The 13573-nt window shown below is 70.5% G+C and carries 16 protein-coding genes; 11 read left to right on the top strand and 5 right to left on the bottom strand.

From position 1 onward, the window contains the following. Window positions 1-85: 85 nt before the first annotated feature. On the bottom strand, window positions 86-1624 hold the full coding sequence (locus QSK32_RS25085; RefSeq protein ID WP_285473340.1) for an RNA polymerase sigma factor: 1539 nt from the start codon (window positions 1622-1624) through the stop codon (window positions 86-88). A 272-nt stretch (window positions 1625-1896) separates the two neighbouring features. Here QSK32_RS25085 and QSK32_RS25080 point away from each other — a divergent pair, with 272 nt between their 5' ends. Then, complete coding sequence (locus tag QSK32_RS25080) at window positions 1897-2700, top strand: inositol monophosphatase family protein (protein ID WP_045743102.1); 804 nt, start codon at window positions 1897-1899, stop codon at window positions 2698-2700. 76 nt (window positions 2701-2776) lie between these two features. Here QSK32_RS25080 and QSK32_RS25075 read toward each other — a convergent pair whose 3' ends face one another. Then, entirely contained in the window at window positions 2777-3367 is a 591-nt protein-coding gene (locus tag QSK32_RS25075; protein WP_045743101.1) for a LytR C-terminal domain-containing protein, read from the bottom strand. A 334-nt stretch (window positions 3368-3701) separates the two neighbouring features. Here QSK32_RS25075 and QSK32_RS25070 point away from each other — a divergent pair, with 334 nt between their 5' ends. Together QSK32_RS25070 and QSK32_RS25065 are read left to right on the top strand one after the other, a co-directional pair. Then, window positions 3702-3998, top strand: coding sequence for a DUF4193 domain-containing protein (locus tag QSK32_RS25070; RefSeq protein ID WP_045743100.1), 297 nt, complete (start codon window positions 3702-3704; stop codon window positions 3996-3998). Between the two features lie 143 nt (window positions 3999-4141). Further along, window positions 4142-4942, top strand: coding sequence for a hypothetical protein (locus QSK32_RS25065; RefSeq protein ID WP_285473339.1), 801 nt, complete (start codon window positions 4142-4144; stop codon window positions 4940-4942). Here QSK32_RS25065 and QSK32_RS25060 read toward each other — a convergent pair. Continuing rightward, the gene (locus QSK32_RS25060; protein WP_045743098.1) at window positions 4905-5405 is read right to left on the bottom strand and encodes a DUF3093 domain-containing protein; all 501 of its coding nucleotides are present in this window, start codon (window positions 5403-5405) and stop codon (window positions 4905-4907) included. The genes QSK32_RS25065 and QSK32_RS25060 overlap by 38 nt on opposite strands. Before the next feature lie 105 nt (window positions 5406-5510). On the opposite strand from QSK32_RS25060, the gene dut reads away from it, so the two are divergent. Genes dut through QSK32_RS25030 form a run of 6 tightly spaced genes read left to right on the top strand, consistent with a single transcriptional unit; the run spans window position 5511 to window position 8721 of the window. Further along, complete coding sequence (gene dut / locus QSK32_RS25055) at window positions 5511-5966, top strand: dUTP diphosphatase (RefSeq protein ID WP_285473338.1); 456 nt, start codon at window positions 5511-5513, stop codon at window positions 5964-5966. Window positions 5967-6007: 41 nt separating this feature from the next. Beyond that, on the top strand, window positions 6008-6676 hold the full coding sequence (locus tag QSK32_RS25050) for a DUF3710 domain-containing protein (protein WP_052720525.1): 669 nt from the start codon (window positions 6008-6010) through the stop codon (window positions 6674-6676). Between the two features lie 27 nt (window positions 6677-6703). Beyond that, a complete protein-coding gene (locus tag QSK32_RS25045; protein WP_045743095.1) occupies window positions 6704-7081 on the top strand; it encodes an OB-fold nucleic acid binding domain-containing protein in 378 nt (125 codons plus the stop codon). Beyond that, the gene (locus tag QSK32_RS25040; protein ID WP_052720524.1) at window positions 7078-7869 is read left to right on the top strand and encodes a DUF3159 domain-containing protein; all 792 of its coding nucleotides are present in this window, start codon (window positions 7078-7080) and stop codon (window positions 7867-7869) included. The genes QSK32_RS25045 and QSK32_RS25040 overlap by 4 nt, the downstream gene beginning before the upstream one ends. A gap of 4 nt (window positions 7870-7873) precedes the next feature. Next, complete coding sequence (locus QSK32_RS25035) at window positions 7874-8299, top strand: helix-turn-helix transcriptional regulator (RefSeq protein ID WP_045743094.1); 426 nt, start codon at window positions 7874-7876, stop codon at window positions 8297-8299. A gap of 5 nt (window positions 8300-8304) precedes the next feature. Next, the gene (locus QSK32_RS25030) at window positions 8305-8721 is read left to right on the top strand and encodes a VOC family protein (RefSeq protein ID WP_045743093.1); all 417 of its coding nucleotides are present in this window, start codon (window positions 8305-8307) and stop codon (window positions 8719-8721) included. On the opposite strand, the gene QSK32_RS25025 is transcribed toward QSK32_RS25030, so the two are convergent. Then, window positions 8718-9383, bottom strand: coding sequence for a potassium channel family protein (locus QSK32_RS25025; RefSeq protein WP_045743092.1), 666 nt, complete (start codon window positions 9381-9383; stop codon window positions 8718-8720). The genes QSK32_RS25030 and QSK32_RS25025 overlap by 4 nt on opposite strands. Before the next feature lies 1 nt (window position 9384). Next, window positions 9385-10050, bottom strand: a complete 666-nt coding sequence (locus QSK32_RS25020) for a potassium channel family protein (protein WP_285473337.1) — start codon at window positions 10048-10050, stop codon at window positions 9385-9387. A gap of 112 nt (window positions 10051-10162) precedes the next feature. On the opposite strand from QSK32_RS25020, the gene QSK32_RS25015 reads away from it, so the two are divergent. Both QSK32_RS25015 and QSK32_RS25010 read left to right on the top strand, forming a co-directional pair. Then, window positions 10163-12193: an APC family permease gene (locus tag QSK32_RS25015; protein WP_045743090.1), complete on the top strand. Its 2031-nt coding sequence runs from the start codon at window positions 10163-10165 to the stop codon at window positions 12191-12193. Window positions 12194-12270: 77 nt separating this feature from the next. Next, a complete protein-coding gene (locus QSK32_RS25010; protein ID WP_285473409.1) occupies window positions 12271-13563 on the top strand; it encodes a class I SAM-dependent RNA methyltransferase in 1293 nt (430 codons plus the stop codon). Window positions 13564-13573 lie beyond the last annotated feature (10 nt).

Genomic DNA, 13573 nt, shown 5'->3' with positions numbered 1-13573 from the left:
ACGATCATTTCTGCACAACGGTCTGATCACCACCCGTTGATGTACGGGTGGTGACCATTCAGACACGGAATGTTGACTGAAAGTCCTAGTCGAGGTAGTCGCGCAGAACCTGCGACCGGGACGGGTGACGCAATTTCGACATCGTCTTGGACTCGATCTGCCGGATCCGTTCCCGGGTGACCCCGTAGACCTGGCCGATCTCGTCCAGAGTGCGCGGCTGCCCGTCGGTCAGACCGAACCGGAGCCGCACGACGCCCGCCTCACGCTCGGAGAGCGTCTGCAGGACCTGCTGGAGCTGGTCCTGCAGCAGCGAGAAGGAGACCGCGTCGACGGCGACGACCGCCTCGGAGTCCTCGATGAAGTCACCGAGCTGGCTGTCGCCCTCGTCACCGATGGTCTGGTCCAGGGAGATCGGCTCACGCGCGTACTGCTGGATCTCCAGCACCTTCTCCGGCGTGATGTCCATCTCCTTGGCGAGCTCCTCCGGGGTGGGCTCGCGGCCCAGGTCCTGGAGCAGCTCCCGCTGGATGCGGCCGAGCTTGTTGATGACCTCGACCATGTGCACCGGGATGCGGATGGTGCGGGCCTGGTCGGCCATGGCGCGGGTGATGGCCTGGCGGATCCACCAGGTGGCGTACGTGGAGAACTTGTAGCCCTTGGTGTAGTCGAACTTCTCGACGGCGCGGATCAGGCCGAGGTTGCCCTCCTGGATCAGGTCCAGGAACGCCATGCCGCGTCCGGTGTACCGCTTCGCGAGGGAGACCACGAGCCGCAGGTTGGCCTCGAGCAGGTGATTCTTGGCCCGCTCGCCGTCCCGGTTGATCCACTTGAGGTCGCGCTCGAAGTTGCGTTCGAGCACCTCCTCGCCCTCCTCCGCGGCGCGCAGCCGCTCGGCGGCGTAGAGGCCGGCCTCGATCCGCTTGGCGAGCTCGACCTCCTGCTCCGCGTTGAGGAGGGGCACCTTGCCGATCTGCTTGAGGTAGGCGCGGACCGAGTCGGCCGAAGCGGTCAGCTCGGCGTCCCGGCGGGCCTGCTTGAGCGCCTCGGACTCCTCGTCGTCCCACTCGAAGTCGCCGTCGGTGGCCGAGCTGGCGGCGTCGGTGGCGGCGGCCGCGACCATCGCAGCCGGCTCCTCGATCACCACGTCCTCGACCGAGGCGGCGAGCTCCTCGGGAGAGATCTCCTCGCCGCCCTCGCCGGGCTTCCCCGCCTTGGCGGTGGTGGCCTTGCGGCCGGGGACGGCCTTGGCGGCGGCGGTCTTGCGGACCGGAGCCGCCTTCTTCGCCGCACCCTCACCGCCGGCCGGAGCGGCCTGCTTCGGTGCGGGTGCGGCCTTCTTGGCCGGGGCGGTCTTGGCGGTCGTCGCGCGCGAGGCGGGTGTGGTCGCGCGGGCGGCCGACACCTTGCTGCGGCGAGTGCTCGCCGACCCGTCCACGACGACGGTGATGCCCGCGTCCACCAGGCCGCGAAGGATCTTCTTGGCTTGCGCCGGGTTGACCGCGGCGGACTCGAGCGTGTGCGCGACCTGGGCCGATGTGAGTTGCCCGCCCGCACCCTGAGCATGGGTGATCAAGGCCTCGGTGAGAGAGCGAACGTCGGCACCGTTCTGGTGGGCTTCTGTCACGAATGACCTTCCGGAGGCGATGAGGTTGGGCACGGCCAGGATCCGGCGCAGCACACGGGGACGAGTCGCGCCGGAGTCGGTTGAGGAGCCCCCGGGTCACGGACAGTCCCGCGAATGAGTGTCCGTGAAGCGTGGGCAGGGATGAATTGTAGCGCCGCCGGACGAGATCCTCCGCCTCCAGCACGCCGCCAGGGGCCGACGACCTCGTCTGAAGCGCTCGAAGCGAGAATGCTATCGGCGGAAAGGACCCATACGTGAGCGAGATTTCGACGATGCCGACGCCCGACGCGTTGCTGGCGATCGCGGTCCGGGTGGCCCGGGACGCGGCGCGGACCGCGGTACGGATGCGGCACGAGGCGATCGGCGACGTGCAGACCAAGAGCACTGATACCGATGTGGTCACGGCGGCTGACAAGGCCGTCGAACGGCAGGTGGTGGAGGCGCTGCGCGCCGAGCGTCCCGGCGACGGCGTGCTCGGCGAGGAGTACGGGGATTCGGTGGCCGTCGAACCCGGCGCCGTGCGATGGATCCTGGACCCGATCGACGGCACGGTCAACTACCTGTACGGCATTCCGCAGTACGCGGTCTCGTTGGCGGCCGAGGTGGACGGCGCGGTGGTCGCCGGCGTGGTGATCAACGCGGTCACCGGTGACGAGTGGACGGCGACCCTCGGCGGCGGCTCCTGGCATGCCGGGCGCCGTCTCAGCGGCTCGGAGCGGACCACGCTGGACCAGTCCCTGGTCGGCACCGGGTTCGGCTACGACGCGCGGCGCAGGGCGTACCAGGGGGCGGTGCTGGCTCGTTTGATCACCCGGGTGCGTGACATCCGCCGGATCGGCGCGGCGTCGCTGGACATCTGCTTCGCGGCGGAGGGCGTCCTCGACGCGTACTACGAGAAGGGCCTGAACCTCTGGGACCACGCGGCGGCCGGTCTGGTGGCCGCCGAGGCGGGTCTGGTGGTCGCCGGTCTCTCCGGTGCGCCGGCCGGGCGGGAGATGCTCGTGGCGGCGCCGCCGGCGATCTTCCCGGCGCTGCACGACGCGTTGGTGGAACTGGAGGCCGCGGGCGGCCCGTGACGGGTGAACCCGCGGGGTCACGACGAAGTCGGCCCCGCGGGGACATCCGGGCGTGTTCTGCCCTGACGGAGCGTTCTCAGCCCTGAGGCTGCTGCGAGGCGGACTCCTCGACCGGCTCGTCGCCCTCGGCCTCGTCCTCACCGGCGGGCTTGAGGCACGTGCCCGGGGGCAGGGTCGGCTCGCCGATCTCGACCAGCGACTGGTTGACCTCGGTGGTGGTGGCCAGCTGCTGGAACTGGTCGCCGACCACGATGTCGATCGTCTGACCCTCGCGCTTGGCGTCGTAGACCATCTCGGACTGAGCCAGGAAGTACGCCCTCAGGAGCTGCGCCTTGCCGACCGTCTCCGGCCCGAACTTGATCTGGGCGACGCCCTTGAACTTGGTCTTGCTCTTACCGGGGTCCTTCGTGGTGAAGCGGCGGTTCTTGAACTCGTTGCTGACGGACTCGGCCAGCCCGGTGCGGGTGCTGCCGTTGAGAACCTTGACGGTCACCTCGGCCGGATCGTCCGGGAGCAGCACGTCGGCGAGGGGCGCGCCGGCCGGGCAGTCGCTGCCGTTGACCGCGTCACCCTGCGAGTCACGCACCAGGGCCACGACGACGAAGACCACCGCGGCCACGGCGAGCACGCCGACGAGTACCAGCGCTCGGACGCGCGCAAAGCTCATGGGGTTGGCTCCAGGATCGGAAGACGGACCCGGGTAAGGTGCCCGGGCCTGCCGAGAGGTTAGCGTCTGTCCGCCAGGCGCGCGGAAACAGGCGATGCTTCCGGCGCGCCGACAATGATCCAGAGGCCGGGGCCCCTACTTTGATGTCGCCTCGGTCACATCGGGAACAATGTGCCGCTGGAACGCGTACAAGCCTGCCGCAGCAGCGGTAGGGTTCCGCGCTCGCCGGGGCTTGTTCGGGTGTCAGAAATCGTCCAGCGGAACCGGGAACCGAAACCTTGTCACAGGCGTTACAAACGCCAAGTGACACATCGATACAGGAGAGTGAAAACCGATGGCCACCGACTACGACGCCCCGCGTCGCGATGAGGTCGACCTCGGCGAGGACAGCCTCGAGGAGCTCAAGGCCCGTCGCGCCGACTCACAGTCGGGCGCAGTGGACGTCGACGAGGTCGAGGTGGCGGAAAGCTTCGAGCTGCCCGGCGCCGACCTCGCCGACGAGGAGCTCACCGTCAAGGTACTGCCGATGCAGACCGACGAGTTCCGCTGCTCCCGCTGTTTCCTCGTGCATCACCGCAGCCAACTGGCCGTGGAACGCAACGGGGAACTGATCTGCCGCGAGTGCGCCTGAGCGCACTCGCGCGCAGGCGCCCATCACCCGGTCGCGGTTGACGCGGTCGGGCGTACGGCGTTCGCCACGGGGGTTTGACAAGGGGTTTGACCCTGGGGAGTTACCGGGCACAGGGACCGGTGACGACCATGGGAGGGACGACGATGAACCACTCGGACCACTCGGCCGAGCCGGGACACGAGATCGAACCGGCCGTCGCTGAGCCCACCCCCGAGGATGTGGGCCGCACCGTTGCGGCCCTCGCATCGGACGACCTGGAGCCTGCCGGCCGGCGACGGCTGCTGGCCCGGTTGGCCGGAGAGTTCCGTCGTCGTGGGCTGGGACAGCTGTTCCGGCCGAAAGCGGCGATGCGCTGGATGGCCGATCTGGTGACCGACGTGGCGCCGCACGTGCCGGTCCGTGACCGGGACACGCTGCGCCGTCACTTCCCGGACATGGACGACGACGAGCTGGCGGAGCGGCTGGTCCGGAACGCGGCACGGGCCACCGCGGGGGTCGGTGCGGCCGGTGGCGGCATCGCGTCGGTGGAGTGGGTGGCAGCACCCACGCTGCTCTCCGCGCCGGTTCTGCTGGCCACCGAGACGGTGGCCGTGGTCGCGATCGAGATGAAGCTGATCGGCGAGCTGCACGAGGTGTACGGCCATCCGGTCACCGGCACCGCGTCGGAGCGCGCCCTGCGGCTGGTCGAGGCCTGGTCGTCGCAGCGCGGGGTCAACCCGCTGGTGCCGGGGGTCGGTGTGGCCACCGTGCTGGGCACCGCGGCCCGCAAGGAACTCCAGAAGACCCTGTTGCGCCGGTTCGGGCGCAACCTGACCACGCTGGGGCCGATGCTCACCGGCGCCGCCGTGGCCAGCTATCTGAACCGGCGGGCCACCCGGAGCGTGGGTGACAACGTCCGGACCGATCTCAAGAAGAAGCCCGGGAGGCACGCTCTCGGGAACTGACCGCCAGCAGGGCGGTCGCCAGCTCGACGGGCCGGCGGGTGCTGATCACCCAATAGGGTGTCGGGTCCTCGGGGTCGTCGAGAAGCACCTGCACGGCCGGGCCGATCCAGGGACGCTGGACCACGAAGGCGAGCGGGTGCGCACCGACGCCCAGCGCCTCACGCTTGCCGGCGGCGTCCAGTGCGACCACGTCGGAGATCACCGAGACGGGCAGCCGGGCGTCGTCCACCTGGAACTCGTCGTCGGTGACCGCCACTCGCAGCCGGCCCAGCGGGACCAGGAGGGCCACCGCGAGCGGGAGCAGCACCGCGTAGGGCAGCCAGGCGGGCAGGGCGGGCAGGCCGATGACCAGCTCGGTGGCCAGGATCGCGGCGGTGAGCAGGCCGGTGGGCCATGACCACCAGGGGAGGCCGAGCCGTTCCAGATGGGCCGCCGACGTGCGGGCCGGGGTCTCGGGTGTCACCCTCGAAGGGTACGGCGCGCCTCCGGTGCCCGGCGCGGCAGGATGGCAGGGTAGGTGCCGCCCGTGAATGTCGTACCACTCCCCGTACCAGTGAGGACCTCCCCAGTGACTGACGTGGTCGTCCCGGTCCGTCTCCTCGACGCCGACCTGCCCCTTCCGGCGTACGCGCATCCCGGCGACGCCGGTGCCGACCTGGTCGCCGCCGAGGAGGTGGAGATCGCCCCGGGTGCCCGCGCGCTGGTCCGCACCGGTGTGGCCGTCGCGCTCCCGGACGGGTTCGTCGGTCTGGTCCATCCGCGCTCGGGACTCGCCCATCGGCTCGGGGTGACGGTCCTCAACGCGCCCGGTACGGTCGACGCCGGTTACCGCGGCGAGATCAAGGTCAACCTGATCAATCACGACCGGGAGACGACCGCGAAGATCGCCCGTGGCGACCGGATCGCACAACTGGTCGTCCAACGGGTGGAGCGCGCGGCGTTTCACGTGATGGAATCCCTCGGCGACACCGCACGCGGCGCCGGCGGGCACGGCTCGACCGGCGGTCACGCGACGCTGGACTGAGCGACACGCAGGACTTGAAGTGAGACGGAAGGTTGGCAGTGATGTTCTCCCGTAAGCGCGGTGGCGCGAAGCACGTTCGTGCGGCCGACGCGCCGCCCTCCGAGGCGCTCGCCAACAGCCTGAAGTCGGACGGGGACCGCCCCGCTCCGGACTTCGGCCCGTGGGACGCCCGGCACGCCCCGTCCGGGGTGCAGCGTCTCGACCTGGGCAGCCTGCAGATCCCCGCGATCGAGGGCGTCGAGGTCCGGGTGCAGGCCAACCCGGAGGGTGGTGTCGAGCAGATCGTCCTGGTGGACGGCGAGAGCGCGCTGCAGCTGGGCGTCTTCGCCGCACCGCGGACCGAGGGCATCTGGGACGAGGTCCGCGCGGAGATCCTCGGGGCGATGGCCTCCGACGGGGTGACGCCGCAGGAGAGCATCGGGCGCTACGGCATCGAGCTGGCCGCCCGGGTGAACACCCCGGACGGTCCGGCCGACGTCCGGTTCGTCGGGGTGGACGGGCCGCGCTGGATGGTCAGGGCGCTCTACCAGGGCGCGGCCGCGGCCGACCCGGCCCGTGAGGGCGTGCTCCGCGACGTCCTGGAGGGTCTGGTCGTGGTCCGTGACGACGAGCCCCGCCCGGTCCGTGAGCCGCTGCCGTTGCGGCTTCCCAAGGAGATGGCCGAGCAGGGCCAGCAGGCGCCGGCCGCACCCGGTCACCACCACCACTGACCGGCGTCGGCGTACCGTGGAGGGGCCATGACCACCGAGGAACACACCGGCCTGCGCCGGTTCCTGGACAGATTGACGGCCACCGACTCGGAGCTCGACGCCGAGGAGCTGCAGCGGGACAGCGCCAAGTGCGGCGCCGTCCCGGCCGGCCAGTGCCGGCGGGGACAGGTCGTCTCGGTGTCGGGGCGACTGCGGACGGTGGCGTACACTCCTCGCACCAACCTGCCGACGCTCGAGGCGGACCTCTACGACGGCAGCGACGTGGTGACCCTGGTGTTCCTGGGGCGCCGGTCGATCGCCGGCATCGAACCCGGGCGTCAGCTCACCGCGCGCGGCCGGATCGCGGTCCGGGACGACCGTAAGGTGATCTACAACCCGTACTACGAGCTGGAGGCGCCCCGGTGACTGGCAGCGAGCCGCGTCACGCCGCGCACGAGTCGGTCGAGGAGCGGCTCGCCGAGGAGATCGTCGAGGAGCTCGACCTTCATCCGGTGCCGGAGACGCCCGCCACGAAGGACGACGAGGAGGAGCCTCTCCCGTCGATGAGCGAGCAGATCGCCGAGCAGCTCGGCGGGGTGCGCGGTCTCATCGAGTCAAGCCTGCCGGTCTTCGCGTTCGTCATCCTCAACGTGCTGCTCGGCGACGCGGTGCTGGGCCTGGAGAAGCGTCAGGCGCTGCTCTGGGCGATCATCGGTTCGGTCGGCACGGCACTGGCCATCGGCGGCGTCCGGCTGGCCCGCAAGCAGCCGGTCCGGCACGCGGTCAACGGACTGCTCGGCATCGCGATCGGTGCGTACCTCGCGTGGCGTACCGGTGATGCGAAGAACTTCTATCTGCCCGGCATCCTGCTGACCTTCGGCCAGGCCGCCGCCCTGCTGCTGTCGGTGGTCTTCCGCAAACCCCTGATCGGGTACGCCTGGGGCATCATGGCCAACAAGGGCCACCAGGACTGGTTCGGCAACGCCCGGCTGTTCCGCACGTTCCAGTGGCTCACCCTGCTCTGGGTGGTGTCGCTCTGCATCCGGGCCGGCATCCAGTACTACCTGTGGGCGCTCGGCGAGGCCAACGCGATCGGCGTGGTGCGCATCCTGGTGAGCTGGCCGCTGTACGCGGCGACGTTCGCCTTCACCGCGTGGGCGATCCACCGGGTGACCAGCGCCCAGCGCCGGGACGCCGAGACCGCGACCGCCTGAGACGATGCGCGTCGAGGAGCTCGTCCGGTTGCGGCGGGCCCGCGACCGGATGGACCGTGACTACGCCGAGCCGCTCGACGTGCCGGCTCTGGCCCGGACGGCACTGATGTCGCCGGGGCACTTCTCGCGCAGTTTCCGGTCGGCGTTCGGCGAGACGCCGTACTCCCATCTGATGACCCGGCGGATCGAGCGGGCGAAGGCGCTGCTGCGGCGTGGGGACCTGAGCGTCACCGAGGTCTGCTTCGCCGTCGGGTGCACCTCGCTGGGGTCGTTCAGCACCCGGTTCACCGAGCTGGTGGGGGAGAGCCCGAGCGCGTACCGCGCCCGTGACCACGACGAGGGCGCCGGGATCCCGGCCTGCATCGCCAAGATCTACACCAGGCCGGTCAGGAACGGAGAAGCGCGGAGCACCCGCCCGCCCGTAGCGTGATTCGCATGGACATCACGCTCTCCACCTGCTTCATCGCCGTCGACGACCACGACAAGGCGCTCGGGTTCTACCGGGACGCGCTCGGCCTGGAGGTCCGCAAGGACGTCGGGTTCGAGGGCATGCGCTGGGTCACGGTCGGGTCCCCGTCGCAGCCGGATGTGGACATCGTCCTCGAGCCGCCGCTGGCCGACCCGAACGCGTCCGCCGCGGACCGGGAGGCGATGGCCGCCCTGTTGGCCAAGGGGCTGCTGCGGGCGGCCCTGTTCAGCACCGACGACGTGGACGCCGCCTTCGAGCGGGTCCGGGCCACCGGCGCCGAGGTGCTGCAGGAGCCGATCGACCAGCCGTACGGGGTCCGCGACTGTGCCTTCCGTGACCCGGCCGGCAACATGGTCCGGATCAACCAGAAGACCGGTTCCTAAGCGTCCGGGCCGAGAACGACGGCCCGGACCTGGTCCTCCACCTCGCTCGTGCAGATGAAGATCAGCTCGTCACCGGACTCCAGCGGGTCGTCCGGGGTCGGCACCAGAACCCGCTTGCCGCGGAGGATGGCGACCAGCGCCGCATCCCGGGGGATGGGGACGTCCCGCACCGGCTTGCCCTCGTACGGGGCGTCCCGCGGCAGGGTGATCTCCACCAGGTTGGCCTCACCCTGCCGGAACGTCATCAGCCGGACCAGGTCGCCGACGGTCACGGCCTCCTCGACCAGGGCGGCCATCAGGCGGGGCTTGCTGACCGCGACGTCCACCCCCCACTGCTCGGTGAAGAGCCACTCGTTCTCGGCGCGGTTCACCCGGGAGACCACCCGGCCGACCGCGAACTCGGTCTTGGCGAGCAGCGACACCACCAGGTTGGCCTTGTCGTCGCCGGTGGCCGCGACCACCACGTCGCAGCCGGCCAGGTCGGCCTCCTCGAGGCTGCTCAGTTCGCAGGCGTCGGCGAGCACCCACCGGGCCTGCGGCACGCGCTCCGGGCAGAGCTGTTTCGGCTCCCGCTCGATGAGCATCACCTCGTGCCCGTTGCCGATCAGCTCCTGGGCGATGGAGCGCCCCACGTTGCCCGCCCCGGCGATGGCGATCCGCATGTCAGTGGCCCTCGTTTCCGGTGCGGTGGGCGATGTCCAGGACGTGGGCGGCGGTCTCGTCGGTCACCAGCAGGTAGACCTGGTCGCCGTCCTGCAGGACGGTGGACGGGTGGGCGAGGGAGCCCATCCCGAAGCGGCTGAGGTAGGCCACCCGGGCGCCGGTGGCGTCCTCCAGGGTCTTGACGGTCCGGCCGACCCAGTCCCGGTGCAGCGGCGCTTCGACGATGCTGACCACACTGGTCGGGTCGCGGAACACCTCGACCCGGTCCTCGGGGACGAGGTGGTGCAGCATCCGGTCGGCGGCCCACCGGATGGTGGCCACCGTCGGGATGCCCAGTCGTTCGTAGACCTGGGCCCGCCGGGCGTCGTAGATGCGGGCCACCACCCGGCTCACGCCGAACGTCTCGCGGGCCAGCCGGGCCGAGATGATGTTGGAGTTGTCACCGCTGGAGACCGCGGCGAAGGCGTCCGCCCGTTCGATCCCGGCGGTCCGCATGGTGTTCCGGTCGAAGCCGACGCCGGTGACCGTGAGCCCGCCGAAGTCTGAGCCCAGCCGCCGGAACGCGTCCGCGTTCTGATCGATCACGGCGACCTGATGTCCTCGTTCGTCCAGGTGCAGAGCCAGCGTCGAGCCGAGCCGCCCACACCCCATGATCACCACGTGCACGGTCCCGTGCCCTCCCGAATCAGTACGGACGCTCGTGAGCCTGCCATGTGGCCGGTGAGACCGCCGTCCGGGGCGGGGCACACGTGACAGCCCACAGCCGTACTCTGCACACGTGGCAAGTACCACCTCCCTCGCCAAACGGCTGCTTCTGGGCCGGCCGTTCCGTTCGGACAAACTGCAGCACACGCTGCTGCCGAAGCGGATCGCCCTGCCGGTGTTCGCCAGCGACGCCCTCTCCAGCGTGGCCTACGCCCCCGACGAGATCCTGCTGACCCTCTCGATTGCCGGCGCTGCCGCCTACCTTTATTCGCCCTGGGTGACACTCGCGGTCGCGGTGGTCATGGTGACGGTGGTCGCCAGTTACCGGCAGAACGTGCACGCCTATCCCTCCGGCGGCGGCGACTACGAGGTGGCCACGGTCAACCTCGGGCCCAAGGCCGGTGTCGGCGTGGCCAGTGCCCTGCTGGTCGACTACATCCTCACGGTGGCCGTCTCGGTCTCCTCCGGCGTGACCAACCTGGGGTCGGTCGTCCCCTGGGTGGCCGACAACAAGGTCGGCATCGCCATCGTCGCGGTGGTGGTGCTGAGCGCACTCAACCTGCGGGGGCTGCGGGAGTCCGGCACCGCCTTCGCGGTCCCGACCTATCTGTTCATCGTCGTCATGCTCATCATGATCGGGACCGGCCTGGTCCGGGTCTTCCTGCTCGGCGACGATCTGCGGGCGCCCAGCGCCGACCTGGTGATCGCGGCCGAGGACCACCATCTGAGCAGCTTCGCGTTCGCGTTCCTGCTGCTGCGGACGTTCTCCTCCGGTTGTGCGGCGCTGACCGGCGTCGAGGCGATCTCCAACGGGGTGCCCGCGTTCAAGCAGCCGAAGAGCAGGAACGCGGCGACCACGCTGCTGCTGCTCGGCAGCCTGGCGATCACCATGCTGGTCGGCATCATCGTGCTGGCCCGGGCCACCCATCTGCAGTTCGTCGAGGACGAGACGGTCCAGATCGTCTCCGGTCCGGCGAACTACGTGCAGAAGACGGTCACCACGCAGCTCGCCGAGACCGTCTTCGGGTCCGGCTCGTTCCTGCTCTACCTGGTCGGCGGGGTCACCGCCCTGATCCTCTTCCTGGCCGCGAACACCGCGTTCAACGGGTTCCCGGTGCTCGGTTCGATCCTGGCCCAGGACCGCTACCTGCCGCGGCAGCTGCACACCCGCGGTGACCGGCTGGCGTTCAGCAACGGCATCCTGTTCCTGGCGGTCGCCGCGATCGTGCTGATCGTGGCCTTCCACGCCGAGGTCACCAAGCTGATCCAGCTCTACATCGTGGGCGTGTTCGTGTCGTTCACGCTGTCGCAGGCCGGCATGATCCGGCACTGGAACCGGTTGTTGCGCATCCAGAAGGATCCGGAACGCCGCCGCCAGATGATCCGTTCCCGGGCGATCAACACGTTCGGCATGGGTTTGACCGGCGCGGTGCTGATCGTGGTGCTGATCACCAAGTTCCTGCTCGGCGCGTGGATCGCGATCGCCGCGATGGTGGTGATCTACATGCTGATGCTGGGTATCCACCGGCATTACACCCGGGTCGCCGAGGAGCTCAAGGCGACCGACGAGCGGCCCGTGCTGCCGTCCCGCAACCACGCCGTGGTGCTGGTCAGCAAGGTGCACCAGCCGACCCTCCGGGCGCTCGCCTACGCCCAGGCGACCCGCCCGGACACGCTCACCGCGGTGACGGTCAACGTGGACGAGAAGGACACCCGTACCATTCAGGAGGAGTGGGAGCGCCGGCAGTTGCCGGTGGCGCTGGCCGTCGTCGACTCGCCCTACCGCGAGATCACCCGGCCGATCATCGACTACGTGAAGAGAGTGCGCCGCACCTCGCCGCGTGACGTGGTCACCGTCTTCGTGCCGGAGTACGTCGTCGGCCGTTGGTGGGAGAACCTCCTGCACAACCAGAGCGCTCTGCGGATCAAGGGCCGGCTGCTGTTCGAGCCGGGCGTGATGGTCGTCAGCGTGCCCTGGCAACTACGGTCCAGCCAGGACCGGGATCTCGACCGCCTGGACCGGGTGCTCAGCCGGGCGCCGGCCCGCGGACCGCGCAACCGCGGCGACATCCCCGAGCCCGTCGATCACCATGAGGACACGTGACGCAGCTTTTCGACACCCCGCCGGAGACCCCCTCGGAGACCCCGCGGGAGGTCCGGCCGCAGACCCCGCAGGACGACCTGGTGGAAGGCGACCGGGTCGAGGTGGTGGTGGGCTCGCCCGCACACGGCGGGCACTGCGTGGCCCGGATCGGCGGCGCGGGCGGCCGGGTGGTCTTCGTCCGGCACGCGCTGCCCGGCGAACGGGTCACCGCCGAGATCACCGAGATCCACCGGGGATACCTCCGGGGCGACGCCGTGGAGATCCACGAGCCCTCGCCGGACCGGGTCACGCCGCCGTGCGCGTTCGCCCATCCGGGTGGGTGCGGCGGCTGCGATCTGCAGCACGCCTCCGGCGATGCACAGCTGCGCTGGAAGACCGCGGTGCTCCGGGAACAGCTCGAGCGTCTGGCCGGCCTCACCCCCGAAGATCTTTCCGGGGTACGCGTGGAGCCGTTGCCGGAGAGATCGGGCAGTCCCGTCACGTCCCGGGACGGTGCGGCGAACCCGTTGCTCGGATGGCGCTCGCGGGTCCGCTACGCGGTGGACGCGATCGGCCGGCCCGGGCTCCTGCAGCACCGGTCGAACCAGGTCGTCCCGATCGACCGCTGCGTGATCGCCCATCCGGCGGTCCAGGAACTGGACCTGTTGCAGCGGACCTGGCCGTCCGAGAACGCGCTGCAGGCGGTCGCCACGACCGGCGGTGACGTGACGGTGCTGGCGCGGCCGGTCGGCGGTGCGGGACCGGTCGGCGGCGACGACCTCGACGACGCCCCGTCCGGGGGCACGCTGACCCGGTTGAGCGGGCCCGCCGAGGTCACCGAGGTGGTCGGGGAGCGTGCTTGGCGCGTACCCCCGGAAGGTTTCTGGCAGGTGCACCCGGCCGCCGCCGAGACGCTGACCGCGACGGTCCTGGAGATGTTGCGGCCCGCCGAGGGCGAGGTCTCGTGGGATCTGTACGGCGGGGCGGGCCTGTTCGCGGCGGCGCTGGCGGCCCGGACCGGCGGGCGTACGACGGTGGTCGAGTCGTCCCCGTCCGGGGTGGCCGCGGCCCGGCGCAACCTGGCGGACCTGCCGGGTGTGGAGGTCGTGACGGCCAAGGTGGAGGCGGCGCTGAGCCGGCGGCGGATCGCCGGGCCGGTGGATCTGGTGGTGCTCGACCCGCCGCGGGCCGGTGCCGGTGCCGCGGTGGTGCGGGCGATCGCGGCGGCGGGCCCGCGGGCGGTCGCCTATGTGGCGTGTGATCCGGCCGCGCTGGCCCGGGACATCAAGACGTTCCGGTCGCTGGGCTGGCGGGTCGCCGAGGTCCGGGCCTTCGACTGTTTCCCGATGACGCAGCACATCGAGTCGGTGGCGCTGATCCTGCCGGCCTGAGTCTGCGATG

The organism is Actinoplanes sp. NBRC 101535 (genome assembly GCF_030269225.1).
GTDB lineage: Bacteria > Actinomycetota > Actinomycetes > Mycobacteriales > Micromonosporaceae > Actinoplanes > Actinoplanes rectilineatus.
This window is presented reverse-complemented; position numbering and strand designations above follow the sequence as displayed.